The organism is Enterobacter sp. BNK-34, from assembly GCF_048684445.1.
GTDB lineage: Bacteria > Pseudomonadota > Gammaproteobacteria > Enterobacterales > Enterobacteriaceae > Enterobacter > Enterobacter pseudoroggenkampii.
Map to the genome: position 1 here is coordinate 1,475,298 of NZ_JBLQUA010000001.1, position 16,268 is coordinate 1,491,565.

Sequence of the window (16,268 nt, forward strand, 5' to 3'; positions counted from 1 at the left end):
GGGGAATCTCAGGATGAACATGAAGGGTAAAGCGTTACTGGCAGGATGTATCGCGTTGGCATTCAGCACCATGGCACAGGCAGACATCAAAGTGGCTGTGGTTGGCGCGATGTCCGGTCCGGTAGCACAGTACGGCGACCAGGAATTTACCGGCGCTGAGCAGGCGGTTGCAGACATTAATGCTAAGGGCGGTATCAAGGGCGAAAAACTGCAGATCGTAAAATATGATGATGCCTGTGACCCGAAACAAGCGGTCGCGGTCGCGAACAAAGTGGTGAACGACGGGATCAAATACGTTATCGGTCACCTGTGCTCTTCCTCTACTCAACCCGCGTCTGATATCTACGAAGACGAAGGTATCCTGATGATCACTCCGGCGGCGACCGCACCGGAGCTGACCGCGCGTGGCTACAAGCTGACCCTGCGCACCACCGGCCTGGACTCTGACCAGGGCCCAACCGCGGCGAAATACATCGTTGAAAAAGTGAAGCCGAAGCGTATTGCCATCGTTCATGACAAGCAGCAGTACGGTGAAGGTCTGGCGCGTTCAGTGCAGGACAACCTGAAGAAAGCCAATGCCGACGTGGTGTTCTTCGACGGGATCACCGCCGGTGAGAAAGACTTCTCCACCCTGGTGGCGCGTCTGAAGAAAGAGAATATTGATTTCGTTTACTACGGTGGCTACCACCCGGAAATGGGGCAGATCCTGCGCCAGGCGCGCGCTGCGGGCCTGAAAACCCAGTTTATGGGTCCGGAAGGCGTGGCGAACGTTTCCCTGTCCAACATTGCAGGTGAATCAGCCGAAGGCCTGCTGGTGACCAAACCGAAGAACTACGACCAGGTGCCAGCGAACAAACCTATCGTAGATGCCATCAAGGCGAAGAAACAGGATCCAAGCGGCGCGTTCGTCTGGACCACCTATGCGGCGCTGCAGTCTCTGCAGGCGGGCCTGAACCAGTCAGCCGAACCGGCTGAGATTGCCACCTGGCTGAAAGCGAACACGGTCCAGACCGTCATGGGGCCACTCTCCTGGGACGCGAAGGGCGACCTGAAGGGCTTCGAGTTCGGCGTGTTTGACTGGCATGCTAACGGGACTGCTACTGACGCCAAATAAACGCAAATGGCAACCGTAAGGTTGCCATTTTAGTGTTTGCACCCTCTCCCCGTGGGAGAGGGCCGGGGTGAGGGCATCAGGCCGCACCGCACAATTCACCCCAAACGCTTCTCCCAACCGCTCTCCTGCGCCGTAAACCCTAACGCCTGCATAAACGCCGCCATCACGCCGCGGTCTTCCACGCCGACGTCAGCCATCCACCATGAGGTCACGCTCGGGTTTTCGCGGATCACTTCTTCAATTAAATACTGTCCCACACCGCGACGACGGGTGACGTCACGTACGCGCAGCGAGTCCAGCGCCCCTTCTGTACCGCTCAGGGTGACGCGAACCGCGGCCAGCAGGCGCTCGTTAAAACGCGCGGCATAAATGCGGTGGGTCTCATCCACGCGTAGCGACGAAGGGGAATATTCCGGCCAGATCTTGCCCAGGTCGATATGATCCTGGTCGCTAAAGGTCACCAGACGCACGATAGTCAGTTTCATTAGCTACTTGTCCAAATCAGATTCAGTAGGGGCAGTGTACTCAATTTATTCACTCAGCGGCTTCCTCTTTTTATTCTCATTAACCAGGTGATTAGTTTTTTGGCAACGCGATGGGCAGTTTGAAAACACATGGATCGAAAAATAAGCAGAATTTTAACCTGAAGGGTAGTGATTTATTCGGCGCTTTGTACCGTTATTTTATGCTGCAAACTGCACTTTTATTTGTTTATCTCTGCCTGATTTCAGAATATTATCTTTGCTTAATCGCCTGAAAAATAGAGATTTTAGTCTGGTTTTTGACAAAAACCTGCGCTAAACCATTAAAGGCACTGGTAAAAATAGCGTTGTTCATTAAAAGTACAGAATGCTTTTTAACCATAATAAAACAAAATATAAACACGACATCACGAATGGGGATTCAGAGATGAAAAGGAACGCGAAGACGTTAATCGCGGGGATGGTCGCACTGTCGATCTCGCATGCCGCTATGGCGGAGGACATTAAAGTTGCGGTAGTGGGTGCGATGTCCGGCCCTGTTGCCCAGTGGGGTGACATGGAGTTCAACGGTGCGCGCCAGGCCATCAAAGACATCAACGCTAAGGGCGGCATCAAAGGCGACAAGCTGGTGGGCGTGGAATATGACGACGCCTGCGATCCGAAACAGGCCGTCGCGGTCGCCAACAAAATCGTCAACGATGGCATCCAGTATGTGATCGGCCACCTGTGTTCATCCTCCACCCAGCCTGCGTCTGATATCTACGAAGACGAAGGCATCCTGATGATCACCCCTGGCGCAACTAACCCTGAGCTGACCCAGCGCGGTTATCAGCACATTATGCGTACCGCCGGTCTGGACTCCTCTCAGGGGCCCACCGCCGCCAAATACATCCTTGAAACCGTTAAGCCGCAGCGTATCGCCATTATTCATGACAAGCAGCAGTACGGCGAAGGCCTGGCGCGCTCCGTTCAGGACGGCCTGAAAAAAGGCGGCGCGAACATCGTCTTCTTCGACGGCATTACCGCCGGTGAGAAAGACTTCTCCGCGCTGATCGCCCGTCTGCAAAAAGAGAATATCGACTTCGTTTACTACGGCGGCTACTACCCGGAGATGGGGCAGATGCTGCGTCAGGCGCGCGCCACCGGTCTGAAAACCCAGTTTATGGGGCCAGAGGGCGTGGGCAATGCCTCCCTGTCAAACATCGCCGGGGATTCAGCCGAAGGCATGCTGGTGACGATGCCAAAACGCTATGACCAGGATCCGGCCAACAAGGCTATCGTGGATGCGCTCAAGGCGCAGAAGAAAGATCCGAGTGGTCCGTACGTCTGGATCACCTATGCGGCCGTACAGTCTCTGGCCACCGCGCTGGATCGCTCCGGCAGCAAAGAACCGTTGGATCTGGTGAAAGATTTAAAAGCACACGGGGCGAACACCGTGATTGGGCCGCTGAACTGGGATGAGAAAGGCGATCTGAAGGGATTTGAGTTTGGTGTCTTTAAGTGGCACGCCGACGGTTCGTCCTCGGCCGCCAAATAATTATCCCACCGCCCGGACCGCCGGGCGGGTATAAAAAGGTTTGCATATGTCCGAGCAGTTTCTCTATTTCCTGCAGCAGATGTTTAACGGCGTTACGCTGGGAAGCACCTACGCGCTGATCGCCATCGGCTATACGATGGTTTACGGCATTATCGGCATGATCAACTTCGCCCACGGCGAGGTCTACATGATCGGTAGCTACGTCTCCTTTATGATTATTGCTGCCCTGATGATGATGGGCATCGACAGCAGCTGGCTGCTGGTCGCCGCCGGGTTTGTCGGCGCGATTGTTATAGCCAGCGCCTACGGCTGGAGCATCGAGCGCGTGGCCTACCGGCCGGTGCGCAGCTCCAAGCGCCTGATTGCGCTGATTTCCGCCATCGGGATGTCGATCTTCCTGCAAAACTACGTCAGCCTGACCGAAGGCTCGCGCGACGTGGCGCTGCCAAGCCTGTTTAACGGCCAGTGGATTGTGGGGGCCAGCGAAAACTTCGCGGCGTCTATCACCACCATGCAGCTGGTTATCTGGGTCGTGACCTTTATTGCGATGCTCGCCCTGACGCTGTTCATTCGCTACTCGCGGATGGGACGCGCCTGCCGCGCCTGCGCAGAAGATCTGAAGATGGCGAGCCTGCTCGGCATCAACACCGACCGCGTGATTGCCCTGACCTTCGTGATTGGCGCCGCGATGGCGGCGGTGGCGGGTGTCCTGCTCGGCCAGTTCTACGGCGTGATCAACCCGTACATCGGCTTTATGGCCGGGATGAAAGCCTTCACCGCGGCGGTGCTGGGCGGTATCGGCAGTATTCCGGGCGCGATGATTGGCGGCCTGATCCTGGGCGTGGCGGAGGCGCTCTCCTCGGCGTATCTGAGCACGGAATATAAAGACGTGGTGTCGTTTGCCCTGCTGATTCTGGTTCTGCTGGTGATGCCTACCGGTATTCTGGGCCGTCCGGAGGTAGAGAAAGTATGAAACCGATGCATTTTGCAATGGCGCTGCTCTCTGCCGCCATGTTCTTCGTGCTGGCGGGCGTCTTTATGGGCGTCCAGTTAGGTCTGGACGGGACGAAGCTGGTGGTGGATACCGCCCCCGACATCCGCTGGCAGTGGGTGTTTATCGGTACCGCCGTGGTGTTCCTGTTCCAGCTGCTGCGTCCGCTGTTCCAGAAGTCGCTGAAAAACGTCTCCGGGCCGAAATTCGTTCTGCCGGCCATCGACGGGTCTACCGTGAAGCAGAAGCTGTTCCTCGTAGCGCTGCTGGTGGCCGCCGTGGCGTGGCCGTTTGTGGTGTCTCGCGGCACCGTGGATATCGCCACTCTGACCATGATCTACGTGATTCTCGGTCTCGGTCTGAACGTGGTGGTGGGGCTCTCTGGCCTGCTGGTGCTGGGCTACGGCGGCTTCTACGCCATCGGCGCCTACACCTTCGCGCTGCTGAACCACTATTACGGCCTCGGCTTCTGGACCTGCCTGCCGCTGGCGGGGCTGGTCTCTGCCGCTGCGGGCTTTCTGCTTGGCTTCCCGGTATTGCGCCTGCGCGGTGACTACCTGGCGATTGTGACCTTAGGCTTCGGCGAAATCGTCCGTATCCTGCTGCTTAACAACACCGAAGTGACCGGCGGCCCGAACGGCATCAGCCAGATCCCGAAACCAACCTTCTTCGGCCTGGAGTTCAGCCGTACCGCCCGCGAAGGCGGCTGGGACACCTTCAGTAACTTCTTCGGCGTGAAGTATGACCCGTCCGACCGCGTAATCTGGCTCTATCTGGTGGCGCTGCTGCTGGTGGTGATTACCCTGTTCGTGATTAACCGTCTGCTGCGCATGCCGCTGGGCCGCGCGTGGGAAGCGCTGCGTGAAGATGAGATCGCCTGCCGCTCCCTGGGCCTGAACCCGACCCGCATCAAGCTGACCGCGTTCACCATCAGCGCCGCGTTTGCCGGTTTCGCCGGAACGCTGTTTGCCGCCCGTCAGGGCTTTGTGAGCCCGGAATCGTTCACCTTTGCCGAGTCCGCCTTTGTGCTGGCGATTGTGGTGCTGGGCGGTATGGGCTCGCAGTTCGCCGTTATCCTCGCGGCCATCCTGCTGGTGGTCTCGCGCGAGCTGATGCGCGACTTTAACGAATACAGCATGCTGATGCTGGGTGGTTTGATGGTGCTGATGATGATCTGGCGTCCGCAGGGCTTGCTGCCGATGACTCGTCCACAGCTGAAGCTGAAACGCACTCAGGCGAAAGGAGAGCAGGCATGAGTCAGCCATTATTATCCGTTAACGGTCTGATGATGCGTTTTGGCGGCCTGCTGGCGGTCAACAATGTGTCACTGGATCTGCACAAGAAAGAGATTGTCTCCCTGATTGGCCCGAACGGCGCGGGGAAAACCACGGTCTTTAACTGCCTGACCGGCTTCTACAAGCCGACGGGCGGCACCATCATGCTGCGCGACAAGCATCTTGAAGGGCTGCCGGGCCAGCAGATTGCCCGCATGGGCGTGGTGCGTACCTTCCAGCACGTGCGTCTGTTCCGCGAGATGACGGTGATTGAGAACCTGCTGGTCGCTCAGCATCAGCAGCTGAAAACCGGGCTGTTCTCCGGCCTGCTGAAAACCCCGGCCTTCCGCCGCGCGCAGGATGAAGCGCTTGACCGCGCGGCGACCTGGCTCGACCGAATTGGCCTGCTGCAGCACGCCAACCGTCAGGCGAGCAACCTGGCCTACGGCGACCAGCGTCGTCTGGAGATTGTGCGCTGCATGGTGACCCAGCCGGAGATCCTGATGCTCGACGAACCGGCGGCAGGGCTCAACCCGAAAGAGACCAAAGAGCTGGACGAGCTGATTGCCGAACTGCGCGATCACCACGACACTACCGTTCTGCTGATCGAGCACGACATGAAGCTGGTGATGGGCATTTCGGACCGTATCTACGTGGTTAACCAGGGTACGCCGCTGGCAAACGGCACGCCGGAAGAGATCCGCAACAACCCGGACGTGATCCGCGCATACCTGGGTGAGGCATAAGATGGAAAAAGCGATGTTAACGTTCGACAAGGTCAACGCGCACTACGGCAAGATCCAGGCGCTGCACGACGTCAGCCTGCACATCAATCAGGGTGAAATCGTGACCCTGATTGGCGCCAACGGCGCGGGTAAAACTACGCTGCTCGGCACCCTGTGCGGCGACCCGCGCGCCACCAGCGGGCGGATCGTGTTTGATGGTAAAGACATTACCGACTGGCAGACCGCCAGAATCATGCGTGAAGCGGTGGCGATTGTCCCGGAAGGGCGCCGGGTCTTCTCGCGTATGACGGTGGAAGAGAACCTGGCGATGGGCGGCTTCTTCGCCCACCGCGATGAATACCAGACCCGCATCAAGTGGGTGTACGAACTCTTCCCGCGCCTGTGGGAACGCCGCATCCAGCGTGCGGGCACCATGTCCGGCGGTGAGCAGCAGATGCTGGCGATTGGCCGCGCGCTGATGAGCCAGCCGCGCCTGCTGCTGCTGGACGAGCCGTCTCTCGGTCTGGCGCCGATCATCATCCAGCAGATTTTCGACACCATTGAGCAGCTGCGCAAAGAGGGGATGACCATCTTCCTCGTCGAGCAGAACGCCAACCAGGCGCTGAAGCTCGCTGACCGTGGCTACGTGCTGGAGAACGGCCGCGTAGTGCTGGAAGACACCGGCGACGCGCTGCTGGCGAACGAAGCGGTGCGGAGCGCGTATCTGGGCGGATAGGTAAAAGCAAAAAGGCAACGCAAGTTGCCTTTTTTAGTGTTTTCTCCCTCTCCCTGTGGGAGAGGGCCGGGGTGAGGGCACCAGACCGCACCCAACCATCCAACCCCCTTCACACAACCATCATCCCCCTGACGCCTGGCTGTCACTTATCTGTAAACAAACAGTTATTTTTCTGTAATTCGAGCATGTCATGTTACCTCGCGAGCATAAAACGCGTGATATCGCGCATCCGGCACAATAAGAGAGATGACAATGACATCGTTACGACACACAGCTTTGGGTCTGGCACTGGGTCTGGCTTTTGCGGCGAACGCAATGGCTGTCACCACCATTCCGTTCTGGCATTCAATGGAAGGGGAGTTGGGTAAAGAAGTTGACTCCCTGGCGCAACGTTTCAACGACACCCATCCGGATTACAAAATTGTGCCGGTGTACAAAGGTAACTACGAGCAGAGCCTGAGCGCGGGCATCGCCGCCTTCCGTACCGGCAACGCGCCTGCGCTGTTACAGGTTTATGAAGTGGGCACCGCCACCATGATGGCCTCCAAAGCTATCAAGCCGGTGTATGAAGTGTTCAAAGAGGCGGGTATCAACTTCGATGAATCCCAGTTTGTGCCGACCGTAGCGGGTTACTACACCGATTCCAAAACCGGCCATCTGCTGTCCCAGCCGTTTAACAGCTCTACGCCGGTGCTCTACTACAACAAAGATGCCTTCAAAAAAGCCGGTTTAGACCCGGAACAGCCGCCAAAAACCTGGCAGGACCTGGCGGAGTACACCGCGAAGCTGAAAGCGGCGGGGATGAAGTGCGGCTACGCCAGCGGCTGGCAGGGCTGGATCCAGATTGAAAACTTCAGCGCCTGGCACGGCCTGCCGGTGGCGACCAAAAACAACGGCTTCGACGGCACCGATGCGGTACTGGAGTTCAACAAGCCGGAGCAGGTGAAGCACATCGCGCTGCTTGCCGATCTGAACAAGAAGGGCGACTTCAGCTACTTCGGGCGTAAAGACGAATCCACCGAGAAGTTCTACAACGGCGACTGTGCCATTACCACCGCCTCCTCCGGCTCGCTGGCGGATATCCGTCACTACGCCAAATTCAACTACGGCGTGGGCATGATGCCGTACGACGCTGACGTGAAGGGCGCGCCGCAGAACGCCATTATCGGCGGGGCAAGCCTGTGGGTCATGCAGGGTAAAGACAAGGGCACCTACAAAGGCGTAGCCGAGTTCCTCGACTTCCTGGCGAAGCCTGAAAATGCCGCCGAGTGGCACCAGAAGACCGGCTACCTGCCGATCACCAAAGCCGCTTACGACCTGACCCGCGAGCAGGGCTTCTACAGCAAGAATCCAGGCGCGGACATCGCGACGCGCCAGATGCTGAACAAGCCGCCGTTGCCGTTCACCAAAGGTCTGCGTCTGGGCAACATGCCGCAGATCCGCACCATCGTGGATGAAGAGCTGGAAAGCGTGTGGACCGGGAAGAAAACGCCACAGCAGGCGCTGGACTCTGCGGTAGAGCGCGGGAATCAGCTGCTGCGCCGCTTTGAGCAGTCGACGAAATCGTAATTCAAACCTGCCCCTCACCCTAACCCTCTCCCCATAGGGGAGAGGGGACTGCACAGAGCCGTCTTTTCTCCCTCGCCCTTTTGGGGAGAGGGTCGGGGTGAGGGGTGAATACCTACAGAGCAAACCTATGTCATCATCCCGTCCGGTGTTCCGTTCCCGCTGGCTGCCGTACCTGTTGGTCGCGCCTCAGCTGGTCATCACCGTTATCTTCTTTATCTGGCCTGCGGGCGAAGCGCTGTGGTACTCGGTACAAAGCGTCGATCCGTTCGGGCTCTCCAGCCAGTTTGTTGGCCTGGATAACTTTACCGCGCTGTTCCATGATAGCTACTACCTGGACGCCTTCTGGACGACGATGAAGTTCAGCGCGCTGGTCACCGTCAGCGGCCTTGTCGCCTCGCTGTTTTTCGCCGCGCTGGTGGATTACGTGGTGCGCGGCAGCCGCCTGTATCAGACCCTGATGCTGCTGCCTTACGCCGTGGCACCCGCCGTCGCCGCCGTACTGTGGATCTTCCTGTTTAATCCCGGCCGCGGGTTGATTACCCATTTCCTGGCAGAGTTCGGCTACGACTGGAACCATGCCCAGAACAGCGGTCAGGCGATGTTCCTGGTGGTGTTCGCCTCGGTGTGGAAGCAGATCAGCTATAACTTCCTGTTCTTCTTTGCCGCGCTGCAGTCCATTCCGCGCTCGCTGGTGGAAGCCGCGGCAATTGACGGAGCAGGGCCTATTCGTCGCTTCTTCAGGCTGTCGCTGCCGCTGATCGCCCCGGTGAGTTTCTTCCTGCTGGTGGTTAACCTCGTGTACGCCTTCTTCGACACCTTCCCGGTGATCGACGCGGCGACCGCGGGCGGCCCGGTGCAGGCGACAACGACGCTTATCTATAAGATCTACCGCGAAGGCTTCGCCGGGCTGGATCTCTCCGCTTCTGCCGCGCAGTCCGTCGTGCTGATGTTCCTCGTCATCATCCTCACGGTGGTGCAGTTCCGCTATGTCGAAAGTAAGGTGCGCTACCAATGATTGAGAACCGTCGCGGGCTGACGATTTTCAGCCATACCATGCTGATTTTAGGGATTATCGTCATCCTGTTTCCGCTGTACGTGGCCTTTGTCGCCGCCACGCTGGACACCAAAGCGGTGTTCGACACGCCGATGACGCTGATCCCAGGCACGCATCTTTTCGAGAATATGAGGACCATCTGGACCCAGGGCGTGGGCGCCAACAGCGCGCCGTTCTGGCTGATGATGCTCAACAGCTTCATCATGGCGTTCGGCATTACGGTGGGCAAAATCACGGTGTCGATGCTGTCGGCCTTCGCCATCGTCTGGTTCCGCTTTCCGCTGCGTAATCTGTTTTTCTGGATGATTTTTATCACCCTGATGCTGCCAGTGGAGGTGCGTATCTTCCCGACGGTGGAAGTGATCGCCAACCTGAAGATGCTCGACAGCTACGCGGGCTTAACCCTGCCGCTGATGGCCTCGGCGACCGCCACCTTCCTGTTCCGCCAGTTCTTTATGACCCTGCCGGACGAGCTGATTGAAGCGGCGCGCATCGACGGCGCGTCGCCGATGCGCTTCTTCCGCGATATCGTGCTGCCGCTGTCGAAAACTAACCTTGCGGCGCTGTTTGTGATCACCTTTATCTACGGCTGGAACCAGTACCTGTGGCCGCTGCTGATTATTCAGGACGTCAACCTCGGCACCGCCGTGGCGGGCATCAAAGGCATGATCGCCACCGGCGAAGGCACCACCCTCTGGAACCAGGTGATGGCGGCGATGCTGCTTACCCTTATCCCACCCGTAGTCATTGTTTTAGCCATGCAGCGCGCGTTTGTCCGCGGCCTGGTCGATAGCGAGAAATAAGATGGCAGGTTTAAAACTTCAGGCAGTAACCAAAAGCTGGGACGGCAAAACCCAGGTGATTCAGCCGCTGACGCTCGACGTGGCGGACGGGGAGTTTATCGTGATGGTCGGCCCGTCCGGCTGCGGCAAATCCACGCTGCTGCGCATGGTGGCGGGGCTGGAGCGTGTGACCTCCGGGGATATCTGGATTGACCGCCAGCGCGTCACCGAGATGGAGCCGAAAGACCGCGGCATCGCGATGGTGTTCCAGAACTACGCTCTCTATCCGCACATGAGCGTGGAAGAGAACATGGCCTGGGGGCTGAAAATCCGCGGCATGGGCAAAGGCCATATCGACGAGCGCGTGAAGGAGGCCGCCCGCATTCTGGAACTCGACGGCCTGCTTAAGCGCCGCCCGCGAGAGCTCTCCGGCGGACAGCGCCAGCGCGTGGCGATGGGTCGCGCCATCGTGCGCGATCCGGCGGTATTCCTGTTCGACGAGCCGCTCTCTAATCTCGACGCCAAGCTGCGCGTGCAGATGCGTCTTGAGTTACAGCAGCTGCACCGTCGTCTGAAAACCACCTCCCTGTACGTGACCCACGATCAGGTCGAAGCCATGACGCTCGCCCAGCGCGTGATGGTGATGAACAAAGGCGTTGCCGAGCAGATTGGTACCCCGGTGGAAGTGTACGAGAAACCGGCTACCCGCTTTGTGGCGAGCTTTATCGGCAGCCCGGCGATGAACCTGCTGGAAGGGCGCATCAGCAGCGCGGGCTCGCACTTTGAGCTGGAAAGCGGGATGGCATTGCCGATCAACTGGTACTATCGTGGCTACGCCGGGCGTAAGATGACGCTCGGTATCCGCCCGGAACATATCGGTTTAACCTCTCAGGCGGAAGGCGGCGTGCCGCTGGTGATGGACACGCTGGAGATGTTGGGTGCAGATAACCTGGCGCACGGGCGCTGGGGCGAGCAAAAAATGGTGGTGCGTCTGGCGCATCAGGAACGCCCTAAAGCCGGCAGCACGCTGTGGCTCCACCTGCCGGAAAACCATCTGCACCTGTTTGACGGTGAAACAGGACAACGAGTATGAGTAACTGGCCTTATCCCCACGTCGTCGCCCACCGGGGCGGCGGTAAGCTGGCGCCGGAAAACACGCTGGCGGCGATTGACGTTGGCGCGCGCTACGGTCACACGATGATCGAGTTCGACGCCAAGCTGTCGAAAGACGGCGAGATTTTCCTGCTGCATGACGATAACCTCGAGCGCACCAGCAACGGCTGGGGCGTGGCGGGCGAGCTGCCGTGGCGCGACCTGCTGAAGGTAGACGCCGGAAGCTGGTACAGCGGTGAATTCAAAGGCGAACCGCTGCCGTTGCTGGCGGAAGTGGCGGATCGCTGTCGCCAGCACGGCATGATGGCCAATATCGAAATTAAACCGACCACCGGTACCGGGCCGCTGACGGGCAAAGTGATTGCTCTGGCCGCGCGCGAGCTGTGGGAAGGGATGACCGCGCCGCTGCTGTCATCATTTGAAATTGACGCACTGGAAGCGGCACAGGCGGCCGTACCGGAGCTGCCTCGCGGGCTGCTGCTTGACGAGTGGCGCGAGGACTGGCGCGAGCTGACGACGCGCCTGGCATGTGTCTCTATCCATCTTAATCACAGGCTGCTGGATGAGACGCGGGTGAAGATGCTGAAAGACGCGGGTCTACATATTCTGGTCTACACCGTTAACAAACCCCAGCGTGCAGCCGAACTGCTGCGCTGGGGCGTGGACAGCATCTGTACCGATGCAATCGACCTGATCGGCCCGGACTTTAGTTCTGCGGATTAAGCATACTGCCATTCGACTGCGGCGGCAGCATATGCTGCTGTCCGCTGCCTGACGACGTCATTCCCCCTAACATCCCGCCGTTTTTATTCGGCAGCGGCTGCTCGCGCACCTGCCCCTGCTGCACGCGCTGGGTGTTGGCGTTCATCTGATTTTGCAGGCTTTGCTGCTGCATCTGGGTCTGCGTTCTCAGTTGCTGATTAAGCATCCCTTTCTGCTGCTGTTGCTGGCTCATCATCTCGGTCTGCATACGCTGCTGGCTCGGGATGACATAGCCCTGCTGGTTCGGGTTGTTCATGGTGTTGAGTGGCTGTGCGAGCGCGGCAAACGGGATCAGCGCCGTAAGAATCATCAAGCGTTTCATTGTCATTTCCTCCTCTTGAGGTCTCTCTTAAGTTTACCCTGATTTCACCATGACGATGATTTTTTAGGAGTTGTGAACCAGGCTTAAGCGGGGAATATGGATCCCTTCACCTGGAGAACAACAATCATGAAACCAACGTTTTTGCGCTGGGTCGCCATCGCCGCGCTGATGGCAGGCGGTACATTTAGCGTGGCGGCCAACCCGCCCGCGGCGCCTCCGGTCTCTTACGGCGTGGAGGAAGATGTTTTTCATCCCGTGCGGGCAACCCATGGCATGGTAGCGTCCGTGGATGCGCTGGCAACAAAAGTGGGCGTCGATATTCTCAGGCAGGGCGGTAACGCGGTGGATGCCGCGGTCGCCGTCGGCTATGCGCTGGCGGTAACGCATCCGCAGGCGGGGAACCTGGGTGGCGGCGGCTTTATGATGCTGCGCACCAAAGACGGCAAAACGACGGCCATCGACTTCCGCGAGATGGCGCCTGCTCAGGCGTCTCGCGATATGTTCCTCGACGATCAGGGCAACCCTGACAGCAAAAAATCCCTGACCTCGCATCTCGCGACCGGCACGCCGGGCACCATCGCGGGCTTCTCGCTGGCGCTGGAAAAATACGGCACCCTGCCGCTGAACAAGGTAGTGCAGCCTGCCATCAAGCTGGCGCGGGACGGCTTTGTGGTAAACGATGCGCTGGCGGACGATCTCAAAACCTATGGCAGCGAAGTCATTCCGAATCATGAAAACAGCAAAGCGATCTTCTGGAAAGACGGCGAGCCGCTGAAGAAGGGCGATAAGCTGGTGCAGAAGAACCTCGCTAAAAGCCTGGAGCTGATTGCAGAGCACGGTCCGGACGCCTTCTACAAAGGAGCGATTGCCGACCAGATTGCACAAGAGATGCAGAAGAACGGCGGGCTCATCACCAAAGCGGATCTGGCGGAATACAAGGCGGTGGAGCGCGAGCCGATTAGCGGCACCTACCGCGGGTACGAGGTCTTCTCCATGCCGCCGCCGTCTTCCGGTGGGATCCACATCGTGCAGATCCTCAATATTCTCGAAAACTTCGATATGCACAAGTTCGGCTTCGGCAGTGCGGATGCCATGCAGGTGATGGCGGAAGCGGAAAAGCGCGCCTACGCCGACCGCTCGGAATATCTCGGCGATCCGGACTTCGTGAAGGTGCCGTGGCAGGCGCTGACTAATAAAGCCTATGCCAAATCTATTGCCGATCAGATCGACATCAACAAGGCTAAGCCGTCGAGCGAGATCCGCCCCGGCAAGCTGGCGCCGTATGAAAGCAACCAGACCACCCACTTCTCGGTGGTGGATAAAGACGGTAACGCGGTGGCGGTGACCTATACGCTCAACACCACCTTCGGCACCGGGATTGTGGCGGGCAACAGCGGCATTCTGCTGAACAACGAAATGGACGACTTCTCTGCTAAACCGGGCGTGCCGAACGTCTACGGGCTGGTCGGCGGCGATGCGAATGCGGTAGGGCCGAAGAAACGTCCGCTGTCGTCCATGTCGCCCACCATCGTGGTGAAAGACGGGAAAACCTGGCTGGTGACCGGCAGCCCTGGCGGTAGCCGGATTATCACCACCGTGCTGCAAATGGTGGTGAACAGCATCGACTTTGGGATGAACGTCGCCGAAGCGACCAACGCCCCGCGTTTCCATCACCAGTGGCTGCCGGACGAGCTGCGCGTGGAGAAGGGTTTTAGCCCGGATACCATCAAGCTGCTGGAGCAGCGCGGTCAAAAGGTGGCGGTGAAAGAGGCGATGGGCAGTACGCAGGGCATTATGGTGGGACCGGACGGGGCGCTGTTTGGCGCATCAGATCCGCGTTCGGTGGATGATTTGTCGGCGGGGTATTAATTATTCCCCTCACCCTAACCCTCTCCCCATAGGGGAGAGGGGATCGCACGGTGCGGTCTTTTCTCCCTCGCCCCTATGGGGAGAGGAGAAAGTGTCACTTCATTCTCGCCATATAATACGCATCCACATACTCGCCGTTGCGCAGGGCAAATTTGTTGCCGGTGCCTTCGATTTCGAAACCAAACTTCCGGTACAGCGCCAGAGCGGCAGGATTATCGGCAAACACCGTTAATTCAATCCGTTCAATACGCATCCAGTTATCGCAAAGGTTTATCATCTCGCGCATTAACGCACTGCCCACGCCGCGCCCCTGTGCATGCGCCGCAACGCTGATACCGAATGTGGCCACATGGCTGCGTCGCGGGCTGGCTTCCACCTGAAGCATCAGATCGCCAACAAGTTGTTCATCAATGCAGGCGACAAGGCGTTTTTGGCCGGGTTTTGCGATAAGACGTTCTTGCCAGTGCTCAAGGGAAGGATGAGGTAGCTGTAGCGTGTCGTGATACACCCCCGGATGCATATAGTTCTGGCGTAAGGCTTCAGCATCTTTCGGTTCCGCATGGCGTATCACTATCTCACTCATTCCTTGTTCCTCAGTCAGTTAAACGTCCCTTCCAACATCAATGACTTTAAAATTTGAGTCAACCGCTATTTTTTGCAAAAAGTATTGGACAAGTGCGAATGAGAATGATTATTATTGCTTTGCGTTCAGGAAGACCTCTACGGGAACCTGAAAGCACGACATTGCTCACATTGCTTCCAGTATTACTTTAGCCAGCTTTTAGCTGGCTTTTTTTTTGTTATGGTTAGACTCAGTAACCTTCCAAAAGGACTGAGCTATGACACTACATTGCGCATTTATTGGATTTGGTAAAAGTACGACCCGCTATCACCTGCCGTATGTTCTTAACCGCAAAGACAGCTGGCATGTGGCCCATATCTACCGCCGCCGCGCGAAGCCGGAAGAGCAATCTCCGCAGTATTCCCACATCCACTTCACCAGCGATCTCGATGAGGTGCTTAACGACCCGCAGGTGAAGCTGGTGGTTGTCTGCACCCATGCCGACAGCCATTTTGACTATGCCAAACGCGCGCTCAATGCGGGTAAAAACGTGCTGGTAGAAAAGCCGTTCACCCCGACTATTGCCGAAGCGAAAGAGCTGTTCGCGCTGGCGAAAAGCAAAGGCCTGACCGTCACGCCGTATCAGAACCGTCGCTTTGATAGCTGCTTCCTGACGGCGAAAAAAGCGATTGAAAGCGGCAAGCTCGGCAACATCGTGGAAATAGAAAGCCACTTCGATTACTACCGTCCGGTAGCGGAAACTCAGCCCGGCCTGCCGCAGGACGGCTCGTTCTATGGTCTGGGCGTGCATACCATGGACCAGATCATCTCCCTGTTTGGCCGCCCGGACCACGTGGCGTATGACATCCGCAGCCTGCGTAATAAAGCCAACCCGGACGATACTTTTGAAGCGCAGCTGTTCTACGGCGACCTGAAAGCCATCGTCAAAACCAGCCATCTGGTGAAGATCGACTACCCGAAATTTATCGTTCACGGTACCCGGGGTTCGTTCATTAAGTACGGCATTGACCAGCAGGAGACCAGCCTGAAGGCCAATATCATGCCGGGTGAGCCGGGATTTGCCGCGGACGATTCCGTGGGCGTGCTGGAGTATGTGAACGACGAGGGCGTGACGGTCAAAGAAACGTTGAAACCGGAAACCGGCGACTATGGCCGCGTCTATGATGCGCTGTTTGAGACCCTCACAAACGGCACGGCGAATTACGTCAAGGAATCTGACGTTCTGACCAACCTCGAAATCCTTGAACGGGCCTTCGAACAGGCTTCTCCTGCCACGGTAACCCTCGCAAAATAAGCAAAAACGGCTCCTCTGCACTTGTTCACAATTTTTGAACAGAGGAGTCAATTTTCACCCT

16 protein-coding genes are annotated in these 16,268 nt (G+C 57.9%); 13 read left to right on the top strand and 3 right to left on the bottom strand.

Going from position 1 to position 16,268, the window contains the following annotated elements; all coding sequences use genetic code 11:
* Positions 1-13: 13 nt before the first annotated feature.
* A complete protein-coding gene (gene livJ / locus ACMGG5_RS07245) occupies positions 14-1,114 on the top strand; it encodes a branched chain amino acid ABC transporter substrate-binding protein LivJ (RefSeq protein WP_024906694.1) in 1,101 nt (366 codons plus the stop codon).
* 95 nt (positions 1,115-1,209) lie between these two features.
* Here the strand turns inward: livJ and panM are convergent, their stop codons facing one another.
* Positions 1,210-1,599 carry an aspartate 1-decarboxylase autocleavage activator PanM gene (gene panM, locus ACMGG5_RS07250; protein ID WP_024906695.1) on the bottom strand — a complete coding sequence of 130 codons (390 nt, stop codon included), beginning with the start codon at positions 1,597-1,599 and terminating at the stop codon, positions 1,210-1,212.
* A gap of 424 nt (positions 1,600-2,023) precedes the next feature.
* Here panM and livK point away from each other — a divergent pair, with 424 nt between their 5' ends.
* The 10 genes from livK to ugpQ all read left to right on the top strand — a co-directional run bounded on the left by livK (position 2,024) and on the right by ugpQ (position 12,100).
* The gene (livK, locus tag ACMGG5_RS07255; protein ID WP_024906696.1) at positions 2,024-3,133 is read left to right on the top strand and encodes a high-affinity branched-chain amino acid ABC transporter substrate-binding protein LivK; all 1,110 of its coding nucleotides are present in this window, start codon (positions 2,024-2,026) and stop codon (positions 3,131-3,133) included.
* A gap of 46 nt (positions 3,134-3,179) precedes the next feature.
* Positions 3,180-4,106 (top strand): high-affinity branched-chain amino acid ABC transporter permease LivH, encoded by a 927-nt coding sequence (livH, locus tag ACMGG5_RS07260; protein ID WP_008500099.1) that lies wholly within the window; start codon positions 3,180-3,182, stop codon positions 4,104-4,106.
* Positions 4,103-5,380: a high-affinity branched-chain amino acid ABC transporter permease LivM gene (locus tag ACMGG5_RS07265; RefSeq protein ID WP_024906697.1), complete on the top strand. Its 1,278-nt coding sequence runs from the start codon at positions 4,103-4,105 to the stop codon at positions 5,378-5,380. Before livH ends, ACMGG5_RS07265 begins: the two co-directional genes overlap by 4 nt.
* On the top strand, positions 5,377-6,144 hold the full coding sequence (gene livG, locus ACMGG5_RS07270) for a high-affinity branched-chain amino acid ABC transporter ATP-binding protein LivG (protein WP_420277662.1): 768 nt from the start codon (positions 5,377-5,379) through the stop codon (positions 6,142-6,144). Before ACMGG5_RS07265 ends, livG begins: the two co-directional genes overlap by 4 nt.
* 1 nt (position 6,145) lies before the next feature.
* Positions 6,146-6,859, top strand: a complete 714-nt coding sequence (gene livF / locus ACMGG5_RS07275) for a high-affinity branched-chain amino acid ABC transporter ATP-binding protein LivF (RefSeq protein WP_008500102.1) — start codon at positions 6,146-6,148, stop codon at positions 6,857-6,859.
* Positions 6,860-7,111: 252 nt separating this feature from the next.
* Positions 7,112-8,428, top strand: a complete 1,317-nt coding sequence (ugpB, locus tag ACMGG5_RS07280; protein ID WP_047743093.1) for a sn-glycerol-3-phosphate ABC transporter substrate-binding protein UgpB — start codon at positions 7,112-7,114, stop codon at positions 8,426-8,428.
* A 127-nt stretch (positions 8,429-8,555) separates the two neighbouring features.
* Positions 8,556-9,443, top strand: coding sequence for a sn-glycerol-3-phosphate ABC transporter permease UgpA (ugpA, locus tag ACMGG5_RS07285; RefSeq protein ID WP_045328892.1), 888 nt, complete (start codon positions 8,556-8,558; stop codon positions 9,441-9,443).
* Positions 9,440-10,285, top strand: a complete 846-nt coding sequence (gene ugpE / locus ACMGG5_RS07290) for a sn-glycerol-3-phosphate ABC transporter permease UgpE (RefSeq protein WP_048989807.1) — start codon at positions 9,440-9,442, stop codon at positions 10,283-10,285. The genes ugpA and ugpE overlap by 4 nt, the downstream gene beginning before the upstream one ends.
* Before the next feature lies 1 nt (position 10,286).
* Positions 10,287-11,357 carry a sn-glycerol-3-phosphate import ATP-binding protein UgpC gene (locus ACMGG5_RS07295; RefSeq protein WP_149367215.1) on the top strand — a complete coding sequence of 357 codons (1,071 nt, stop codon included), beginning with the start codon at positions 10,287-10,289 and terminating at the stop codon, positions 11,355-11,357.
* On the top strand, positions 11,354-12,100 hold the full coding sequence (gene ugpQ, locus ACMGG5_RS07300) for a glycerophosphodiester phosphodiesterase (RefSeq protein WP_061716144.1): 747 nt from the start codon (positions 11,354-11,356) through the stop codon (positions 12,098-12,100). Before ACMGG5_RS07295 ends, ugpQ begins: the two co-directional genes overlap by 4 nt.
* Here the strand turns inward: ugpQ and ACMGG5_RS07305 are convergent.
* A complete protein-coding gene (locus ACMGG5_RS07305; RefSeq protein WP_023326493.1) occupies positions 12,084-12,461 on the bottom strand; it encodes a DUF2756 family protein in 378 nt (125 codons plus the stop codon). The two genes, ugpQ and ACMGG5_RS07305, sit on opposite strands and share 17 nt — an antisense overlap.
* A 126-nt stretch (positions 12,462-12,587) precedes the next feature.
* Here ACMGG5_RS07305 and ggt point away from each other — a divergent pair, with 126 nt between their 5' ends.
* On the top strand, positions 12,588-14,330 hold the full coding sequence (gene ggt / locus ACMGG5_RS07310) for a gamma-glutamyltransferase (RefSeq protein ID WP_420277663.1): 1,743 nt from the start codon (positions 12,588-12,590) through the stop codon (positions 14,328-14,330).
* 94 nt (positions 14,331-14,424) lie between these two features.
* Here ggt and yhhY read toward each other — a convergent pair whose 3' ends face one another.
* A complete protein-coding gene (gene yhhY / locus ACMGG5_RS07315) occupies positions 14,425-14,913 on the bottom strand; it encodes an N-acetyltransferase (RefSeq protein ID WP_248273375.1) in 489 nt (162 codons plus the stop codon).
* A gap of 256 nt (positions 14,914-15,169) precedes the next feature.
* On the opposite strand from yhhY, the gene ACMGG5_RS07320 reads away from it, so the two are divergent.
* Positions 15,170-16,207, top strand: coding sequence for an oxidoreductase (locus ACMGG5_RS07320; protein ID WP_024906705.1), 1,038 nt, complete (start codon positions 15,170-15,172; stop codon positions 16,205-16,207).
* Positions 16,208-16,268 lie beyond the last annotated feature (61 nt).

Coding starts and splice junctions, on each gene's coding strand:
- livJ (WP_024906694.1), top strand. CDS start 14: ATGAACATGAAGGGTAAAGCGTTACTGGCAGGATGTATCGCGTTGGCA.
- panM (WP_024906695.1), bottom strand. CDS start 1,599: ATGAAACTGACTATCGTGCGTCTGGTGACCTTTAGCGACCAGGATCAT.
- livK (WP_024906696.1), top strand. CDS start 2,024: ATGAAAAGGAACGCGAAGACGTTAATCGCGGGGATGGTCGCACTGTCG.
- livH (WP_008500099.1), top strand. CDS start 3,180: ATGTCCGAGCAGTTTCTCTATTTCCTGCAGCAGATGTTTAACGGCGTT.
- ACMGG5_RS07265 (WP_024906697.1), top strand. CDS start 4,103: ATGAAACCGATGCATTTTGCAATGGCGCTGCTCTCTGCCGCCATGTTC.
- livG (WP_420277662.1), top strand. CDS start 5,377: ATGAGTCAGCCATTATTATCCGTTAACGGTCTGATGATGCGTTTTGGC.
- livF (WP_008500102.1), top strand. CDS start 6,146: ATGGAAAAAGCGATGTTAACGTTCGACAAGGTCAACGCGCACTACGGC.
- ugpB (WP_047743093.1), top strand. CDS start 7,112: ATGACATCGTTACGACACACAGCTTTGGGTCTGGCACTGGGTCTGGCT.
- ugpA (WP_045328892.1), top strand. CDS start 8,556: ATGTCATCATCCCGTCCGGTGTTCCGTTCCCGCTGGCTGCCGTACCTG.
- ugpE (WP_048989807.1), top strand. CDS start 9,440: ATGATTGAGAACCGTCGCGGGCTGACGATTTTCAGCCATACCATGCTG.
- ACMGG5_RS07295 (WP_149367215.1), top strand. CDS start 10,287: ATGGCAGGTTTAAAACTTCAGGCAGTAACCAAAAGCTGGGACGGCAAA.
- ugpQ (WP_061716144.1), top strand. CDS start 11,354: ATGAGTAACTGGCCTTATCCCCACGTCGTCGCCCACCGGGGCGGCGGT.
- ACMGG5_RS07305 (WP_023326493.1), bottom strand. CDS start 12,461: ATGAAACGCTTGATGATTCTTACGGCGCTGATCCCGTTTGCCGCGCTC.
- ggt (WP_420277663.1), top strand. CDS start 12,588: ATGAAACCAACGTTTTTGCGCTGGGTCGCCATCGCCGCGCTGATGGCA.
- yhhY (WP_248273375.1), bottom strand. CDS start 14,913: ATGAGTGAGATAGTGATACGCCATGCGGAACCGAAAGATGCTGAAGCC.
- ACMGG5_RS07320 (WP_024906705.1), top strand. CDS start 15,170: ATGACACTACATTGCGCATTTATTGGATTTGGTAAAAGTACGACCCGC.